Below are 17,168 nucleotides of genomic sequence, written 5' to 3'. Positions count from 1 at the left end.
CAGGCCGCCGACATCGTCGGCCAGCACTGGAACAGCTGACCCTAGAACGAACCGCTGGCCGGCACCCCGAACGATGGGGTGCCGGCCAGCGGCGTATCCGGAGCTCAAGCGCAACCAGCGGCCGACAAGAACTAGACCCGGAACCCCGCAGCCCGAGCCGCCTGGCGTTCCCGCCGACGCGAACGACGCCGCCGCAGGAACCAGAAGAAGAACGCCACGATCCCGACCAGGAACACCAGCACCAGCACCGGCAGCAGGATCGCCACCACGGACATGATCGCGCTGGTCGCGTCCTCGGCGGTGCTGGCGACCGGGGCGCCGAAGCCGGCGGTGGTCGCGTTGATCACGGGGCGGGCCGCGGACTTGAGCAGGTGTACGCCGAGCGCGAGGAGCACGCCGACCACCACCGGCACCCACTGGTGCGAGGAGAAGAAGGTGTCCGGGTCGCTGACCGTGACCGTCTCCGAGCTGGAGCCGGCGCCGAAGGCCAGCCCGCCGGCGGTCGGCCGGACCACGGTCTGCACCACGTCGTTGACGTGGTCGACCACCGGCACCTTGTCGGCCACGACCTCGACGGCGAGCAGCACGGCGAGGATCAGCAGGACCCAGCCGTTGCCCAGCCACTGCCAGCCGCTCGGCAGCTCCATGAGGTCGGTGTAGCGCGCGAGCAGGCCCATCAACAGCAGGGGGATGTAGGCGTTCAGGCCCGCCGATGCGGCGAGCCCCGAACCGGTGAGGACTTCGAGCACGATCTCAATATCGCACCGGTACGCCAGTGGCGCTCGTCGGCGACGGCCGGGTGCTCCGCTACCCTCGTCGGGTGCGGTTGGTGATTGCGAAGTGCTCGGTGGACTATGTCGGACGGCTCTCGGCGCACCTGCCGCCGGCCACCCGGTTGCTCATGGTGAAGGCGGACGGGTCGGTGTCGATCCACGCCGACGACCGGGCGTACAAGCCGTTGAACTGGATGAGCCCGCCGTGCCGGCTGGAGGAGGCCCCCGGTGTGTGGCGGGTCGTCAACAAGGCCGGCGAGGAGCTGCGCATCACCCTGGAGGAGATCTTCCAGGACACCTCGTACGAGCTGGGTGTCGACCCGGGCCTGCGCAAGGACGGCGTCGAGGCGCATCTGCAGGAACTGCTCGCCGCCAACCCGGAGACCCTCGGCGAGGGCTTCACGCTGGTGCGGCGGGAGTACATGACCGCGATCGGGCCGGTCGACCTGCTCTGCCGGGACGCCAACCAGCGCGCGGTCGCGGTCGAGGTGAAGCGGCGCGGCGAGATCGACGGGGTGGAGCAGCTCACCCGCTACCTCGAACTGATGAACCGCGACCCGCTGCTCGCCCCGGTGGCCGGGGTGTTCGCCGCGCAGGAGATCAAGCCACAGGCACGGGTGCTCGCCACCGACCGCGGCATCCGCTGTGTGGTGGTCGACTACGACAAGCTGCGCGGCATCGAGCGCGACGAGCTCACCCTGTTCTGAGCCCGGCGGCCGGGGTGGTCAGCGGCCCCGGCCGTACATCAGCTTGGCGGCCTTGACCAGGCGCGCGACGTCGGCCGGCGTGCGCTCGAAGGTCATCGAGGGCAGCAGCGACCGCGCCCGGCGGCGGGTGATCGACTTGGCCCGGCCGAACTCGCGCAGCCCGTCCTCGCCGTGGATCCGGCCGAAGCCGGAGTCGCCGACGCCGCCGAACGGCAGCGTGGACATGCCGGCGAAGGTCAGCGTCGAGTTGACCGCGGCCATCCCGGAGCGCAGCCGCCGCGCCACCGCCACGGCCCGCCGGCGGCCGAAGACCGAACCCCCGAGGCCGTACGACAGGGCGTTGGCGCGCTCGACGGCCTCGTCCACGTCGCGGACCCGGTTGACAGTCAGCGTGGGCCCGAAGGTCTCCTCGCGGACCGCGGCCGAGTCCTCCGGCACGTCCACGAGCACGGTCGGGTGCACGTACGGCGGCTGGACCGCCTCGGGGCCGCCCAGCACCGGCCGGCCGCCGCGGGCCACCGCGTCGTCGATGTGCCGCCGGATGATGTCGACCTGGGACGGCATGGTGATCGGGCCGATGTCGGCGCCGTCGGGGCCGACCGTGAGCCGGCCGGCCTTCGTCACCACCTTGTCGACGAAGGCGTCGAAGACCTGGTCGACGGCGTAGACCCGCTCGATGCCGATGCAGGTCTGGCCGGCGTTGGTCAGCGCGCCCCAGACGCACGCCTCGGCGGCGGCGTCCAGGTCGGCGTCGGCGTCCACGATCATGGCGTCCTTGCCGCCGGCCTCCAGCAGCACCGGGGTGAGCGTCTCGGCGCAGGCGGCCATCACCTTCTTCGCGGTGCCCGTCGAGCCGGTGAAGGCCAGCTTCGCCACGCCCGACCGGCACAGTGCCGCGCCGACGTCGCCGAGCCCGTGCACGGCCTGGAACACCGGCTGCTCGGGCACCACCTCGGCGAACCGGTCCACGAGCCACTGCCCGACGGCCGGCGTGTACTCGCTCGGCTTGAACACCACGGCGTTGCCGGCGGCGAGGGCGTAGGCGGCGGAGCCGATCGGGGTGAAGACCGGGTAGTTCCACGGGCCGATGACGCCGACCACCCCGTAGGGCTGGTATTCGAGGTGCGCGGTGAACTCGGCGAGGATCAGCCGGGAGCGGACCCGGCGCGGCCCGAGCACCCGCCGGGCGTTGCGGGCGGCCCAGTCGATGTGCTCCAGCGCGGTGAGGATCTCCACCACGGCGTCGCCGACCGGCTTGCCGCCCTCGGTGTGCACCAGGTCGGCGAGCTCCTCGATCCGGCGGGCGAGCACGCCGCGCCAGCGCAGCAGCCGGTCGCGTCGGCCGGCGTGGCCGAGCCCGGCCCACCAGTCGGCGGCAGAGCGGGCCCGCTCCACCGCGGCCCGTACGTCGGCCTCGGTCGCCACGGGGAGCCGTCCGGCCTCCGCACCGGTCGCCGGACTGGTCGACACCAGTCGGCCGTCCTCGATGAGCGGGGTCCCGGGGACATGCACAGCCGTCATGGCCGAAGTCTAGACCTGAGCGTTACTCACCGGTAGGTCCCGCGCGGCCCGTACTCTGCCCAGGTCGGCGGCGTCGCGGGCCCGGCGGGATCGACGGATGTGCCGCCGATTGAACCGGCGGCGCCCGCCGAAACGGCGAACAGGAGATGACCGGCCGGGGTCATGGGGGTGACCGCGCGGTGGTGGGACCGATTACGGTGAGGTGGCAGGCTGACGCCGCGGAGCGACGGTGGGGTGGAGGTCGACTGTCCATGGAGGAGCATCCGGAGCTGATGCCGCTGCTGACGGTGTCGGGCGGGACGATGCGGGGGTTGAGCTTCCGGGTCGGCCGGGATCCGCAGCTGGTCGGCCGGGCGCCGAGCGCCGACATCGTGCTGGCCGACCCGCACCTGAGCCGGCGGCACGCCACGGTGCAGGCCACCCCCGACGGTGTGGTGCTCACCGACCTCGGCTCGACCAACGGCACCTGGCTCAACGACCAGCGGATCGTCGGCAGCGTGTCGCTCTCCGACGGGGACGTGATCCGGCTCGGCCGCACCGACCTGCGCTTCTTCGATCCGGGTGTGGCCCGCACCGATCCGGTCGGCATGAGCTTCATGCAGCCGCGCCGCGACCACCGGCCGACCCTGCCGCTGCCGGTCCCGCCGACCCCGCGGGCACAGGTCGAGTCGCGCGGCACGCTGCCGCTGCCGGTCGACGCGCACCACTGACCCGGGGCTCGGCCACATCGGCCGGCGGCTCCGGATGGGGCCGGGCCACATGGACCGGTCGCGGGAAACCGTGCCAGCATGCGCGGATGGGGAGTGAGCGACACACCGTCCGGGCCAACGGCATCACCCAGGTGGTCCGGGTGGCCGGCCCGCCGGACGGCGTGCCGGTGCTGCTGGTGCACGGCAACGTGTCGTCCGCCGCCTTCTGGGAGCCACTGCTGCCCCGGCTGCCGGAGACGCTCCGGGTGGTCGCCCCCGACCTGCGCGGATACGGCGACACCGACACCGCCCCGGTCGACGCCACCCGGGGCCTGCGCGACTTCGCCGACGACGTGGCCGCCCTGCTCGACGCCCCTGGGCTGTTCGCCCCCGGCGCCCGGCCGGTGGTGGCCGGGCACTCGCTCGGCGGTGGGGTGGCCATGCGGCTGCTGGTCGACCACCCGGACCGGGTGGCCGGGCTGCTGCTGGAGGCGCCGGTCTCCCCGTACGGCTTCGGTGGCACCCGCGACCTCGACGGCACCCCCACCACGCCCGACTTCGCCGGCACCGGCGCGGGCACCGCGAATCCCGACTTCGTGACGCGGCTGGCCGCGGGCGACCGGGGCGCCGACGGCCCGACCAGCCCGCGCAACGTGCTGCGCTCGGCGTACGTGGCCGACCCGGCGTCGCTGGGCGCGGACGAGGAACTGCTGCTGGAGAGCATGCTGACCACCGCGACGGGGGACGACAACTACCCGGGCACGGCGGTCGCCTCGGCGCACTGGCCGGGCACCGCGGCGGGGGAGCGGGGCGTGCTCAACGCGCTGGCGCCCGCCCACTTCCGGCTCGCCGACGAGCTGGTCGCCGTTCCGGCCAAGCCGCCGGTGACCTGGGTACGCGGCGACGCCGACGTGATCGTCTCGGACACCTCGCTGTTCGACCTGGCCTACCTGGGGTCGCTCGGGATGGTGCCCGGGTGGCCCGGGGCGGCGGACTGCCCGCCGCAGCCGATGGTCGGCCAGACCCGGGCGGTGTTCGACCGGTACGCGGCGGCCGGCGGGACGTACCGGGAGGTGGTGCTGCCCGGCTGCGGGCACAGCCCGCACCTGGAGCGGCCGGCCGAGTTCGTCGCCGAGCTGCTGGCGCTCACCGGGGTGCCGTCCGGGGTCTGACCGACGTGGTGCGTGAAATATCCCACGGCGTCTCGACAACCCAGCGTCACGTGGCAGACTCCGGCGCATAACCTTAGCCGCCGTTCATGCCGGCGGAGTCGGACCAAGGGGAGGCCGGTCGTGGCGCGCGAGTTCACCAGTGTTGGTGTGGTGGGTCTGGGCACCATGGGTGCCGGCATCGTCGAGGTGTTCGCCCGCAACGGCATCGACGTGGTGGCCGTCGAGATCTCCGCGGGCGCGCTGGAGCGCGGCCGGGCCACCCTCACGGGCTCCACCGACCGCGCCGTCGCCAAGGGCAAGCTCGCCGAGGCCGACCGGGACGCACTGCTGGCCCGGGTGGACTGGCAGGTCGGGCTGGGCGCCCTGCACTCCGTGGACCTGGTGATCGAGGCGGTGCCCGAGCACCTGGACCTGAAGCAGCGGATCTTCGCCGAGCTGGACCGGGTCTGCAAGCCCGAGGCGATCCTGGCCACCAACACCTCCTCGCTGAGCGTCACCGAGATCTCCGTCGCCACCACCCGGCCGAACCAGGTCATCGGCATCCACTTCTTCAACCCGGCGCCGGTCATGAAGCTCGTCGAGGTGGTCCGCACCGTGGTCACCTCCGCGGACGTGGTGGCGGACGTGGAGGCGCTCTGCGAGCGGCTCGGCAAGGTCGACGTCACCATCAGCGACCGGGCCGGTTTCATCGCCAACGCGCTGCTGTTCGGCTACCTGAACCACGCGGTCGGCATGTTCGAGTCCCGGTACGCGACCCGGGAGGACATCGACGCCGCCATGAAGCTCGGCTGTGGCCTGCCCATGGGCCCGCTCGCGCTGATGGACCTGATCGGCCTCGACACCGCGTACGAGATCCTGGACACCATGTACCGGCGCGGCGGCCGCGACCGCCGGCACGCCCCGGTGCCGCTGATCAAGCAGATGGTCACCGCCGGCCTGCTCGGCCGGAAGTCCGGCCGCGGCTTCTACACCTACGAGCGGCCGGGCTCCCCCGTGGTCGTGACCGACGAGCACACCCCGGTGAGCGCGGGCGCCGCGCTGGCCGACGGCGCCCGGGCGATCACCAAGGTCGGCGTGGTCGGCTCCGGGACCATGGCCACGGGGATCATCGAGGTGTTCGCCAAGGCCGGCTACGAGGTCATCTCGGTCACCCGGGGCGCGGAGAAGTCCGCGAAGGTCTGCGAGGCGGTCAAGACCTCGCTGAACAAGGGCGTGGTGCGGGGCAAGCTGAGCGAGGAGGACCGGGACGCGGCGCTGGGCCGGGTCACCTGGTCGGCCACCCTGGACCACCTGGCCGACGTCGACCTGGTGGTCGAGGCGGTGGTCGAGGAGTTGAGCGTCAAGAAGGCCCTCTTCGCCAGCCTCGACGAGATCTGCAAGCCGGGCGTCGTGCTGGCCACCACCACCTCGTCGCTGCCGGTGATCGACGTGGCCATGGCCACCCAGCGGCCGGCCGACGTGATCGGCCTGCACTTCTTCAACCCCGCGCCGATCATGCCGCTGGTGGAGATCGTGCAGACCATCCGCACCTCGGCGGAGACCGCCGCGACCGCCCGGGCGGTCTGCGCGGGGCTGGGCAAGACCGGCGTGGTCTGCGGCGACCGGTCCGGGTTCATCGTCAACGCGCTGCTCTTCCCCTACCTGAACGACGCGGTGAAGATGCTGGAGGCCAGCTACTCGACGGCCGACGACATCGACTACGCCATGAAGCTCGGCTGCGGCTACCCGATGGGACCGTTCGAGCTGCTCGACGTGGTCGGCCTGGACGTCTCGCTGGCCATCCAGCGGGAGCTCTACCTGGAGCTGCGCGAGCCGGGCTTCGCGCCCGCGCCGCTGCTGGAGCACCTGGTCACCGCCGGCTACCTCGGCCGCAAGAGCGGCCGCGGCTTCCGCGACCACACGAAGCGCTGATCCGGGTCAACACCGGGCGCCGCTGACCGCGTCTTCAGGGCGTGACCTTCGAGGAGTACGTCGGCAGCCGCGGCCCGGCGCTGTTGCGCCTGGCCCGGCTGCTGACCGGGGACGAGCACCGCGCTGAGGACCTCACACAGGACGTCCTGGCCCGCGCGTACGTGCACTGGCGGAAGATCGCCCGGGCCGACCGGCCGGACGTGTACGTGCGGCGGATGCTGGTCAACGCGAACACGTCGTGGTGGCGCCGGCGGTCCAGCCGGGAGCTGGCCGTGGACACCTTCGCCGAACGGCCCCAGCACGGGGACCTCGGCGGCGAGGCGGCCGACCGGGATGAGATGTGGCGGCTGATCCGCGCCCTCCCCGACCGCCAGCGCGCCGTTCTGGTGCTGCGCTACTACGAGGATCTGGACGACGCCACGATCGCCCAGATCCTCGACTGCTCGCCGGTCACCGTCCGCACCCACGCGATGCGGGCGCTCGCCCAACTCCGGGAGCGCTGCGGCGTCCCGACGACCAAGGGGAGCCGGCCGTGACCGACCTCGACCAGCGGATCACCTCGGTGCTGCGGGAGCACGCCGAGGGGGAGACCGACACCCACCGCCTGCTGCGTGGCTCGCGCGCTCTCGGCCGGCGCCGGCAGGTGCGCCGCCGGGTCGCCGCCGGCACCGCGCTCGCCCTGGTCGGCGTCGTCGGCTTCGCCGGCGTGACCGGTGCCGACCTCGACCGGCTGTCCGGACGGCTGCCGTGGGCGGCCGCGACGCCCGACGTCCCCGCCCCGCTGCCGCCCAGGGCCGACGGGGTGCCCGGCGCCGCCGAGCGGCCCGACCTGGTGGGCACCGACACGACGGTGCTGCACCTGGGCGTGGACACCCGCAAGGCCCGCTACCTGGCGTGGGCCGTCCACGGCGAGCCCCGGGTGGAGTCGATCCGGTTGGACGTCGGGGGCGACCGGCCGGTGCTCATCGAGGTGAGCCCCTCCGCGCAGGTGGTCGACGAGCTTCTGCTCGACGGCCTCCCCGCCGAGCAGGGCGCGGTCCCGGTCACCTTCGACGGCACCGTCCGGCAGTTCCGGAACGGCGCCGGCGGCCTGGTCAAGGGCTGGCAGCCCGTCCCCGGCCTGTACGCCCGGGCGAGCGTGCTCGGCGACACCGATCGGGACACCCTGGCCGCGGCCGTGGACGCCCTCCGCTGGGGCGAGGCACGCCGGTGCGATGCGCCCCTGGGGCTGCGCGTGCTGCCGCGGGGTGCGCAGCTGACCTCCTGCTCCGTCGACGCCAGCGCCTTCCCCCGGGGTCTGAACGTCGAGCTCACCGTCTACCGGGAGCCGTCCGCGGCCATGTGGGTGCGGTTGCAGTACGGCTCACAGATCGCCGTCGACCGCGCCGACAGCAACCGTACGGTCGGTGGTCGTCCCGCGTATCTCTATCCGGACGGCACCAAGCTTGACCTGCTGGGCATTCCGAAGGCACACCTGACCGCCGACTTCGGCTGGCCGCTGCCCGGCGGTCAAGGGCACGGGGGCCGGCCGGCCTTCACCGAGGCGGACGCGACGACCGTGCTGGCCGGGGCGCAGGTGGCGAGGGACCTGACCGACCCGGAGACCTGGGACTGAGATCCGCCGGCCGGGCCGCCCGACACGGGCCGGTCCGGCCGGCGGACCGTACGCTTGGTGACCGTGAGCCCCCGTCGCAACCGTCCCCGCCGGGACGAGACCACCCACCTGGACGCCGAGCGGGCACGCCACGGTGTGCCGACCGTCCAGCAGTGGCGCGACGGCGACTGGCAGGTGCGCGGGATCGCCGGCGGGGCGTCGGCCAAGACGTACCGCTGCCCCGGCTGTGACCAGGAGATCCGTCCCGGGGTGGCGCACGTGGTGGCCTGGCCGGCCGACGACCGGGGCGACCTGACCGACCGCCGGCACTGGCACAGCGGCTGCTGGCGGGCCCGGGAGCGGCGCGGACCCAACCTCCAGCGCGGCCGGGGAGCCCCCCGCCACGGCTGAGCGATCTGGATCACCCTGTTTCCGCCCCGGCGAGCGGCGCGGGCGGCGGCGCGGGAGACTTGAGCGGTGAGCACACCGATCCGTGCGTCGTCGATCCTGCCCGGCCACCGGGAGGACATCGAGCTGCACACCGCCGACGGGCTGAAGCTGGTCGGCGAGCTGGCCCGGCCGCTGGAGCGGGAGCCGGTCGGCACCCTGGTCTGCCTGCACCCGCTGCCCACCCACGGCGGGATGATGGACAGCCACGTGTTCCGCAAGGCGGCCTGGCGGCTGCCCGCGCTGGCCGACCTGGCCGTGCTCCGCTTCAACACGCGGGGCACCAGCAGCGTCCGCGGCACCAGCGAGGGGACCTTCGACAACGCGGTCGGCGAGCGTTTCGACGTGGCCGCCGCCATCGAGTACGCCGAGTTCCACGAGCTGCCCAACATCTGGCTGGTCGGCTGGTCGTTCGGCACCGACCTGGCGCTGAAGTACGGCTGCGACCCGGCGGTGGCCGGTGCCATCCTGCTCTCCCCGCCGCTGCGCTTCTCCCAGCCGGACGACCTGGCCGTCTGGGCCGGGTCCGGCCGGCCGCTCACCGCCCTGGTTCCCGAGTTCGACGACTACCTGCGCCCAGAGGAGGCCCGGCAGCGGTTCGCCGCGGTGCCGCAGGCCGAGGTGGTCGGGGTGCCCGGCGCCAAGCATCTCTGGGTCGGCGACGCGGAGACGGTGCTCAACGAGATCGTCAAGCGGGTCAACCCGGCCGCGCCGGTCCCGCTGCCGACCACCTGGGACGGCCCGATGGAGACCGGCGACGTCAGCGCGTACGCGGACCGGACGGTGGCCGCCTTCGCCGACACCCCGGTGCCCGGCCCGGAGCAGCGCCGCGCCGGCTGACGCTCAGCGGGAATCCTGCCGCGGCAGCACGACCTCGCGCAGGATGAGCTGGAGCGCGGCCACCGTGGGGATGGCGATCAGCGCGCCGACCACGCCCAGCAGCGACACCCCGAGCAGGGCCGCGAGCAGCGCCGCCACCTCGTTGACCGAGACCGCCCGGCGCATGATCTTCGGGTAGATCAGGTAATTCTCGACCTGCTGGTAGATCAGGAAGAAGACCAGGCAGGCGATGCCGACGGGCAGGTCGGTGGCGAGCCCGACCAGGGTCACCACCACCGCGCCCAGGGTCGCGCCGATCTGCGGGATCAGGTCGGTCACCGCGACCACCACGGCCAGGGCGAAGGGGTATGGCAGCCCGACCACCAGGGCGAACACGAAGGTGCTCGCCCCGGCCAGCACGGCGATAGACAGCGCGCCGACCATGTACGCGCCCACCCGGGTCAGGATCTCGTCGCCGATGAGGCGGACCCGCTCCCGGCGGGACCGGGGCACCAGCGCGTACCCGAGGTCGCGCAGCTTGTTGAAGTAGGCCAGGAAGTAGATCGTCAGCACCAGCACGGTCAGCGCCCGGAAGATGGTGCCGAAGATGAGCTGGGCGCCGCCCAGCACGCCGCCGAGGGCCCGGCCGATGGTGTCCGCGTTCGCGGCCGACTGGACGCGCTGCATCACGTCGTAGCGCTCGACGAGGTCGTTGACCGTGGGGTTCCGGCGCAGGTCGTCGACGTAGCCGGGAAGGTGCTCGATGAACTGGCCGGACTGGGTCACCACCGGCGGCACGAGAGCCAGCAGCCCGCCGACGATCAGCAGCACCACGGTCAGCGTCACCACCGCCACCGCCAGCCCCTGCGGCAGACCCCAGCGGCGCAGCCGGACCACCGCCGGGTGCAGGCCGACCGCGAGGAACAGCGCGATGACCACCAGCACCAGGATGCCGACCGAGTTCCGCACGCCCAGGAACACGGCGTACGCCAGCAGCACGCCCAGCGCCCCGGTGAAACCGATCAGGAAGCTGCTGCGCCGCAGCGGCCGGCCCGGCACGCCGAAGCGCCCGCTCGGCTCGAACTCGGTGGGCTCGGTCTCCACACCGAGTTCGGCCAGCGCGGGCTCGCCGGCCGTTCCCGGGCTGCCGGGCGTTCCGGGGCTGTCGGATGTTCCCGGGCGGTCGGGCGTTCCCGGGCGGTCGGGCGTTCCCGGGCGGTCGGGCGTTCCGGGGCCGTCGGCCGGCGTCGGGCCGGCGGCGTGCCCAGGTCGGGCGCCGGCGTCGGCGGGATCGGGTTCGGGGCGCAACGGCTCGAGCGGGTCGTCGTCTGGAGCGGCGGATCCCTCCTGCGACACCCGTGCCTCCCCGGCTCCCGCTCCGGCCCGGCGGAGCGCCCCTGTGGCGGACCGTGAGCACCGGTGGGTCCTCGGCGGCGCAGCCCTCTGCCCGCAGGCTAACGGTAGACGGCCGCCCCGACCATCCCCTCCGCCACTTCCCGACGCCCCCGGCCCGCACGCTCAGCGGCTGCTCCCGCCGGGTCGCCGAAATGGGACTGTTCCCGGCTGCCCGGCTGCCCGGCTGCCCGGCTGCCCGGCTGCCCGGCCCGCGGGGTCGGCGGGAACGCGGGGTTCGGCGGGCCTGCCGCTCGGCCCGCCGGTTCGGTGGCGGACTCGGCGGGCCGGTACCCGGGATCGGCGCGGGTCAGTCCTTGTCGACGGTGACGGCGCTCGGCTTGGCGCTGCGCTCGTCGGTGGTCGGCTTGGTCGGGCGCTTGCCGTTCTCGCCGGTGCTGGTGATCTTCGTGGGGGTGGCGCCCCGGCCACCCTCGCCGGGCACGGCGGCCACGGTCGGCTCGCCGTCCACCCCGGCGCTGGCGCCGGAGCCGTCCACCGTGGTCACCGGCTCGGCGACCGGGCGCGCCTTCGCGCCGTCCGCCGCCGGCTCGCCGGCCTCCCCAGGGGCGCCGCCGTTGGGGGAGGCCGTCGTGGTGCCCTTGGCGGTGGCGGGTACCGGGGTCCGGTCGCCCGCCGGCCCGCCGTCCGCGTCTCCGCTACCCGGTGTTGCGGCCAGCTCGGCCGGGTCGACGGGGGTGGCCGCGAGGCCGGCCGGGCCGGCCTCCGCGCGCAGCTCGATGAGCCGGCGCTGGAGGTCGTCGGACTCCTGCCGGGACTTCCAGGTCTCGGTGCGCAGGTCGGCGAGCTCCTGCTGGGCGTTGGCGATCTCCAGCATCACCTGGGCGAGCTGCTGCCGGCCGGCGGCCACCTCCTGCTGGGTGGCGGCGAGGTGCTGCTGGGTGGTGGCCAGGTGCTGCTGGGTGGTGGCGGCGTACTCCTCGAACTGCCGGCGCGAGGCGGCCACGTGCTCGTCGGCCTTGCGGCGCTTGCCGTCGGCGTCCGCCTCGGCCCGGCGGAGCAGTTCGGCGGCCTCCTCCTCGGCCTGCTGACGCATGGTGAGCGCGTCCTGCTCGGCCGCCTGCCGGAGCTCCGCCGCGCCCTTCTCGATCTCCGCGCGCCGGGCCGTGTAGGCCTTCTCCAGTTCGTCCTGCCGCTTGGTGTGCTGCTTGTCCAGCTCGTCGCGGCGCTTGGCGAACTCCTGCTCGGCGGTGGCGCGGCGCTGGGCCAGTTCCTTCTCCGCCGTCTCCCGCCGGGCGTTGACCTCCTTCTCGATGCCGGCCCGCCAGGCGCCCAGCTCCTGCTGGGTCTGTGCGCGGGCCTGCTGGACGTACGCCTCGGTCTCGCTCCGCATCCGCTGCACGTACGCCTCGACCTCGGCGCGGCTGCGCTTGCCGCCCTCGGCGGCCTCGGTGGTGAGGCGGTTGGCCTCGGTGCGAGCCCGGCCACGGGTGACCTTCGCCGCCTCCTCGGCGTCGTCGACGATCTTCTTGGCCTCGGCGAGCGCCTTGGCGTGGGTGGCCCGGCCGGCCTCGGCGGCGGAGTCGGTGAGCCGCTTGGCCTCCTGCTGGGCCTTGGCGTGCACCTCCTTGGCCGCCTCGCGGAGCTGCGTGGCCTCCTGCTGTGCCTTGGCCAGCGCCTCCTTGGCCGTCTCGCGCAGCCGGGTGGACTCCTGCTGGGCGCGGGCGTGGATCTCCTTGGCGGTGTCCCGGAGCTGGGTCGCCTCCTGCTGGGCCTTGACCAGCGCGTCGTGGGCGGTCTTCCGCAGCTTCTCGGCCTCGGCCTGGGCGGCCTTGAGAGTGGACTCCGCCTCGGCCCGGCGGGCGGCGGTGTGCCGCTCCTCCTCGGCCCGGCGCGCGGCGAGGGCGATCTCGAAGTCCTTGAGGGCCTGGGCGGCCTGCTCCCGGGCCTCCTCGATGATGTGCTCGGCGGCTGCCCGCCGGGCCTCGATCTCCTCGTTGGCGGCGGACAGGATGTCGTCGGCCTGCTCCTCGGCCATGACGAGGATCTGCTCGACCCGGGGACCCAGGTGCCGGAACGAGGCGCGGTCCACCACGCCCACCTGCTTGCGCACCTGGGCGAGGTCGCGTTGCAGCACCTCGACCTGGCCGGCCAGCTTGTGGATCTGGGTGTACGCCTGTTCCCGCTCGGTGGTCAGCGCCGAGATCTCGTGCTCCGCACGAGCGACGTAGCGGTCGACCTGTCGTTTGTCGTACCCCCGCAGAGCGGACTCGAAGCTGGGCTCCGTGGTCACGTCCCCGCCGAGGGCGAACAGTTCCTCGCCGTGCGACATGCCCCCATCCTCACACGCATCCGGCTCTGCTGGGGCGATACGGACGCCCCGGTTCGGAGGCGCACTTCACTGAACTGGCGAAAGGGACGGAAAGCATTACGGCGCGGGGCGACACCGGTCACCCGGTGTCACCCCGCGCCGCGGCTCATGCCCCGTCTGCGGGTGGATGGTCAGCTGGCGGACTCTGCCGTGACCTTCTTGTCGGCGCTGTCGGCCTTCGGCGCCTCCGGCTTGTTGGCGCCCGCCGCCGGCACGCCCGGCACGATGCCGGCGAGGCCGGAGAGCATCTGCCCGAGCTGCGAGGTGACGGCGTCCTTCTGCCGGGTGAGGTCCTCGACCTCGCGGCGGGCCGCCTGCGTGGTCAGCTCGGCCTCGGTGCGGGCCTCGCTGAGGAGGCGCTGCGCCTCCGCCCGCGCCTCGGTCACCGTCTTCTCGGCCAGCGCCTTGGCCTTCTCGACGGTGTCGGTGGCGGTGCGCTCCGACTCGACCCGGCGGGCCTCGGCCCGCTGCTCGATCTCCTTGGCCCGCTCCTGGGCGGCCCGGGCGCGCTGCTCGGCCTCGCTGACCAGCTTCTGGGTCTGCGCGACCTGGGCGGCGTGCCGCTCGGACTCCTCGCGCTCGGCCTTCTCGCGCCGCTCGGCGAGCTGCAGCTCCAGGGCCTGAAGGTCCTTGTCGCGCTTGTCCCGCGCGTCGGTCAGCAGCTTGGTGGCCTCGGCCCGCTTCTCCTCGGCCTCGCGCGCCGCCTTCGCCCGCTGCTGGGTGATCTCCCGCTCGGCGGTGGCGCGCAGGGTGGCGACCTCGCGCTCGACCGTCGACTTCAGCTCGGCCACCTCATGCGCGGTGACCGTGCGCAGCTGCTTGGTCTCCCGGTCGGCGTCGGCGCGCAGGGTGTCGGCCTCGCGGCGGGCCTGCACCCGGACCTCGGCGGCCTCCCGCTCGGCGGCGGTGCGGACGCTGCCGGCCTCGCGCTCGGCGGTGGCCTTCATGGCGGCCGCCTCGGCGCGCGCCTTGTCGGTGATCTCCCGCGCCTCGAGGCGGGCGGCGGAGAGGATGCCCTCCGACTCGCGCTTGGCCTCGTTGCGGTGGTCGTTGGCCTGCTCCTCGGCCAGCCGGAGGATCTGCTCGACCCGGGTGCCCAGGCCGGAGAGGGTCGGCCGGCTGTTCTCCTCGAGCTGCTTGTTGGTCTCGGTGAGCTTCTGCTCGAGCGCGCCCTGGCGCTGTTCGGCCTGGCGCAGCCGGCGCTGCGCGTCGTTCATCCGCTGCTCGGCCTCGGCGCGGGCCTGCTCGGACTGGCTCAGGGCGGCGGTCAGCCGGCCGATGAAGTCATCGACCTGGTTGGTGTTGTAACCACGCAGGCCAACGGTGAAATCGGGCTGTGAGTTCGCGTTATCGAAGAACGCAAGAGGGGACTGCTGCTGGGGCATTGGGACATACTCGCAGACGCCCCAGGGTCCTTCGCAAGAGCGGTCCGGACCTTTCGTGTCCTGTTTACATGGTCAACTTCGTCGCTCCGACGGGACCGGACCAACCGGCGATCTTGGCAGGTCCCGGGCGGGTCGGGCGAGCTCCGGCGAGAGCGCGAAAAAGGGCCGCGGGTCGGTGCCCGCGGCCCTTTGTCGGACAGCAATCGAATGGTGTTGCGCCTACCGGAAAGGCAATGCCGGCGGTCAGTGCCCGCGGAACCGGTTGATCGCGGTTTCGTGCCGGGCGCGCAGCTCGGTGTCCCGCACGCCGAGGCCGTCCGCGGGCGCCAGGCAGCGCACACCGACCTTGCCCTGGTGCGCGTTGCGGTGCACCTCGTACGCGGCCTGGCCGGTCTGCTCCAGCGGATAGGTCCTCGACACGGTCGGGTGCACCTTGCCGAGCGCCACGAGCCGGTTGGCCTGCCACGCCTCGTGGTAGTTGGCGAAGTGGCTGCCGACGATCCGCTTCAGGTGCATCCACAGGTAGCGGTTGTCGTACTGGTGCAGGTAGCCGCTGGTGGAGGCGCAGGTGACGATCGTGCCGCCCTTCTTGGCGACGTAGACGCTGGCGCCGAAGGTCTCCCGGCCGGGGTGCTCGAAGACGATGTCCGGGTCCTCGCCGCCGGTCAGCTCGCGGATCCGCTCACCGAAGCGGCGCCACTCGTCCTGGTCCTGGGTCTCCTCGTCCTTCCAGAACCGGAAGCCCTCGGCGGTGCGGTCGATGACCAGCTCGGCGCCCATCTTCCGGCACAGCTCGGCCTTCTCGGGCGAGGAGACCACGCAGACCGGGATGGCCCCGCCGCCCAGCGCCATCTGGGTGGCGTAGCCGCCCAGGCCGCCGGAGGCGCCCCAGATCAACACCACGTCGCCCTGCTTCATGTTCGCCCCGTGGTGGGAGACGAGCTGCCGGTACGCCGTGGAGTTGACCAGACCCGGGCTGGCCGCCTCCTCCCAGCTCAGGTGGCGCGGCTTCGGCATGAGCTGGTTGGCCTTCACCACGGCCAGCTCGGCCAGGCCGCCGAAGTTGGTCTCGAAGCCCCAGATCCGCTGCTGCGGGTCGAGCATGGTGTCGTCGTGGCCGGCCGCGTCCTCCAGCTCGACGGAGAGGCAGTGCGCGACCACCTCGTCGCCCGCCTTCCACCGGGTCACGCCCGGCCCGGTCCGCAGCACCACGCCGGCCGCGTCCGACCCGACCACGTGGTACGGCAGGTCGTGCCGGCGGGTCAGCTCCGAGAGCCGGCCGTAGCGCTGGAGGAACTTGAAGGTGGGCAGCGGCTCGAAGATGCTCGTCCACACCGTGTTGTAGTTGATGGCGCTGGCCATCACGGCGACCAGCGCCTCGCCCGGGCCCAGCTCGGGGGTGGGCACCTCCTGGACGTGCAGCGCCTTGCGCGGGTCCTTGTCCCGGGTGGCCATGCCGTCGAACATCCGGGTGTCCTCGGCGCGGACCACCACGCCCCGGTAGCTCTCCGGTACCGGCAGGCCGGCGATGCCGGCGAGTTCCCGCTCCGGCTGCGCGGAGCCCTCCGCCGCCATGATCGCTTCGAGGATGTCCTGCACGGTGACCTCCCGTTCGTTGCGCACCCGCACCGGGCGGGCAGGGGTGCTGCCATCGTCGGCGCCGGTGCGACGGGACCGCCATGTCGGCAATCGACACATCCGGCACCGGTCGCACTCCTGTGGGGCCGGACGTTACTGAACGGTAGCTAGGGTCGGAAGTCCTCTGTGAAAAACTGCATCCGCCGATGCGTGGAGGTGTCCGTGGGAACGCGGAACCGCGCACTGCCGCGCCGTGTCCCAGGTAGTAGGAAGGGCTCCGGCCCTACCGACCGGAGCCCTCCGCGCGGGGGTCAGTGGCCGGTGGTGGCCGGCTCGACCAGCTCGACCAGGACGCCGCCCGCGTCCTTCGGGTGCACGAAGTTGATCCGCGAGTCGGCGGTGCCCCGCCTCGGCTCCTCGTAGAGCAGCCGGACGCCGCGCTCGCGCAGCGCCGCGCAGGCCGCGTCGATGTCGGTCACCGTGTACGCGACCTGCTGCACGCCGGGCCCGTTGCGGTCCAGGAACTTGGCGATCGTCGAGGACGGCGACAGCGGGGCGAGCAGCTGCACGCAGCCGCCCTCGGTGGTCGGGCCGACCGCCAGCATCGCCTCGCGTACGCCCTGTTCCTCGTTGGTCTCGGTGTGCACGCAGCGCATCCCGAAGGTGCGCCCGTAGAAGTCGATCGCGGCGTCCAGGTCGGCCACGGCGATCCCGACGTGGTCGATGCGGCGCAGGCCGATGTCGGTGACATGGTCGGCGGCGGGCTCGACGGGGGAGTTCTCAGCCATGGCGTCAGTCTGACCCGACGACAGCCCGGGAGACAGTCGGGCATCTCACTCCGCTGAACG

Annotated in this window: 15 protein-coding genes; 8 read left to right on the top strand and 7 right to left on the bottom strand. The window is 73.2% G+C overall.

The window, feature by feature from the left end; translation table 11 throughout:
• Positions 1-131 precede the first annotated feature (131 nt).
• Positions 132-749 (bottom strand): DUF4126 domain-containing protein, encoded by a 618-nt coding sequence (locus tag ABZW14_RS12050; RefSeq protein WP_355343894.1) that lies wholly within the window; start codon positions 747-749, stop codon positions 132-134.
• 71 nt (positions 750-820) lie between these two features.
• Here ABZW14_RS12050 and nucS point away from each other — a divergent pair, with 71 nt between their 5' ends.
• Complete coding sequence (nucS, locus tag ABZW14_RS12045) at positions 821-1,480, top strand: endonuclease NucS (protein WP_262284724.1); 660 nt, start codon at positions 821-823, stop codon at positions 1,478-1,480.
• Between the two features lie 18 nt (positions 1,481-1,498).
• On the opposite strand, the gene ABZW14_RS12040 is transcribed toward nucS, so the two are convergent.
• On the bottom strand, positions 1,499-3,001 hold the full coding sequence (locus tag ABZW14_RS12040; RefSeq protein WP_355343890.1) for an aldehyde dehydrogenase family protein: 1,503 nt from the start codon (positions 2,999-3,001) through the stop codon (positions 1,499-1,501).
• A 251-nt stretch (positions 3,002-3,252) separates the two neighbouring features.
• Here ABZW14_RS12040 and ABZW14_RS12035 point away from each other — a divergent pair, with 251 nt between their 5' ends.
• From ABZW14_RS12035 to ABZW14_RS12005, 7 genes are all read left to right on the top strand, one after another.
• Positions 3,253-3,711 carry an FHA domain-containing protein gene (locus ABZW14_RS12035; protein WP_355343887.1) on the top strand — a complete coding sequence of 153 codons (459 nt, stop codon included), beginning with the start codon at positions 3,253-3,255 and terminating at the stop codon, positions 3,709-3,711.
• Between the two features lie 86 nt (positions 3,712-3,797).
• Positions 3,798-4,862 carry an alpha/beta hydrolase gene (locus ABZW14_RS12030; RefSeq protein ID WP_355343884.1) on the top strand — a complete coding sequence of 355 codons (1,065 nt, stop codon included), beginning with the start codon at positions 3,798-3,800 and terminating at the stop codon, positions 4,860-4,862.
• Between the two features lie 120 nt (positions 4,863-4,982).
• The gene (locus ABZW14_RS12025; protein ID WP_355343881.1) at positions 4,983-6,773 is read left to right on the top strand and encodes a 3-hydroxybutyryl-CoA dehydrogenase; all 1,791 of its coding nucleotides are present in this window, start codon (positions 4,983-4,985) and stop codon (positions 6,771-6,773) included.
• Positions 6,774-6,814: 41 nt separating this feature from the next.
• Complete coding sequence (locus ABZW14_RS12020) at positions 6,815-7,309, top strand: SigE family RNA polymerase sigma factor (protein ID WP_355343878.1); 495 nt, start codon at positions 6,815-6,817, stop codon at positions 7,307-7,309.
• Positions 7,306-8,388 (top strand): hypothetical protein, encoded by a 1,083-nt coding sequence (locus ABZW14_RS12015; protein WP_355343875.1) that lies wholly within the window; start codon positions 7,306-7,308, stop codon positions 8,386-8,388. Before ABZW14_RS12020 ends, ABZW14_RS12015 begins: the two co-directional genes overlap by 4 nt.
• Before the next feature lie 57 nt (positions 8,389-8,445).
• Entirely contained in the window at positions 8,446-8,778 is a 333-nt protein-coding gene (locus tag ABZW14_RS12010) for a hypothetical protein (protein WP_355343872.1), read from the top strand.
• 66 nt (positions 8,779-8,844) lie between these two features.
• Positions 8,845-9,654, top strand: coding sequence for an alpha/beta hydrolase (locus ABZW14_RS12005; RefSeq protein WP_355343870.1), 810 nt, complete (start codon positions 8,845-8,847; stop codon positions 9,652-9,654).
• A 3-nt stretch (positions 9,655-9,657) separates the two neighbouring features.
• Here the strand turns inward: ABZW14_RS12005 and ABZW14_RS12000 are convergent, their stop codons facing one another.
• From ABZW14_RS12000 to mce, 5 genes are all read right to left on the bottom strand, one after another.
• Positions 9,658-10,752 (bottom strand): AI-2E family transporter, encoded by a 1,095-nt coding sequence (locus ABZW14_RS12000; RefSeq protein ID WP_355343937.1) that lies wholly within the window; start codon positions 10,750-10,752, stop codon positions 9,658-9,660.
• 583 nt (positions 10,753-11,335) lie between these two features.
• On the bottom strand, positions 11,336-13,318 hold the full coding sequence (locus ABZW14_RS11995) for a hypothetical protein (protein WP_355343867.1): 1,983 nt from the start codon (positions 13,316-13,318) through the stop codon (positions 11,336-11,338).
• Between the two features lie 170 nt (positions 13,319-13,488).
• Entirely contained in the window at positions 13,489-14,742 is a 1,254-nt protein-coding gene (locus ABZW14_RS11990; RefSeq protein ID WP_355343864.1) for a DivIVA domain-containing protein, read from the bottom strand.
• A 243-nt stretch (positions 14,743-14,985) separates the two neighbouring features.
• Positions 14,986-16,341, bottom strand: coding sequence for a crotonyl-CoA carboxylase/reductase (gene ccrA / locus ABZW14_RS11985; protein WP_355343934.1), 1,356 nt, complete (start codon positions 16,339-16,341; stop codon positions 14,986-14,988).
• A 290-nt stretch (positions 16,342-16,631) separates the two neighbouring features.
• Complete coding sequence (mce, locus tag ABZW14_RS11980; protein WP_355343861.1) at positions 16,632-17,108, bottom strand: methylmalonyl-CoA epimerase; 477 nt, start codon at positions 17,106-17,108, stop codon at positions 16,632-16,634.
• Positions 17,109-17,168: the final 60 nt, after the last annotated feature.

The sequence above is a fragment of the Micromonospora sp. NPDC004551 genome (genome assembly GCF_040609975.1).
Lineage (GTDB): Bacteria > Actinomycetota > Actinomycetes > Mycobacteriales > Micromonosporaceae > Micromonospora.
The sequence above is the reverse complement of the archived record's forward strand: the minus strand, read 5'-3'. Positions and strand labels throughout refer to the sequence as shown.

What these genes read in the sequence shown, in the direction of transcription:
- ABZW14_RS12035 (WP_355343887.1), top strand. Translation starts at nt 3,253, where the DNA reads ATGGAGGAGCATCCGGAGCTGATGCCGCTGCTGACGGTGTCGGGCGGG.
- ABZW14_RS11990 (WP_355343864.1), bottom strand. Translation starts at nt 14,742, where the DNA reads ATGCCCCAGCAGCAGTCCCCTCTTGCGTTCTTCGATAACGCGAACTCA.
- ABZW14_RS12030 (WP_355343884.1), top strand. Translation starts at nt 3,798, where the DNA reads ATGGGGAGTGAGCGACACACCGTCCGGGCCAACGGCATCACCCAGGTG.
- ABZW14_RS11995 (WP_355343867.1), bottom strand. Translation starts at nt 13,318, where the DNA reads ATGTCGCACGGCGAGGAACTGTTCGCCCTCGGCGGGGACGTGACCACG.
- ABZW14_RS12040 (WP_355343890.1), bottom strand. Translation starts at nt 3,001, where the DNA reads ATGACGGCTGTGCATGTCCCCGGGACCCCGCTCATCGAGGACGGCCGA.
- mce (WP_355343861.1), bottom strand. Translation starts at nt 17,108, where the DNA reads ATGGCTGAGAACTCCCCCGTCGAGCCCGCCGCCGACCATGTCACCGAC.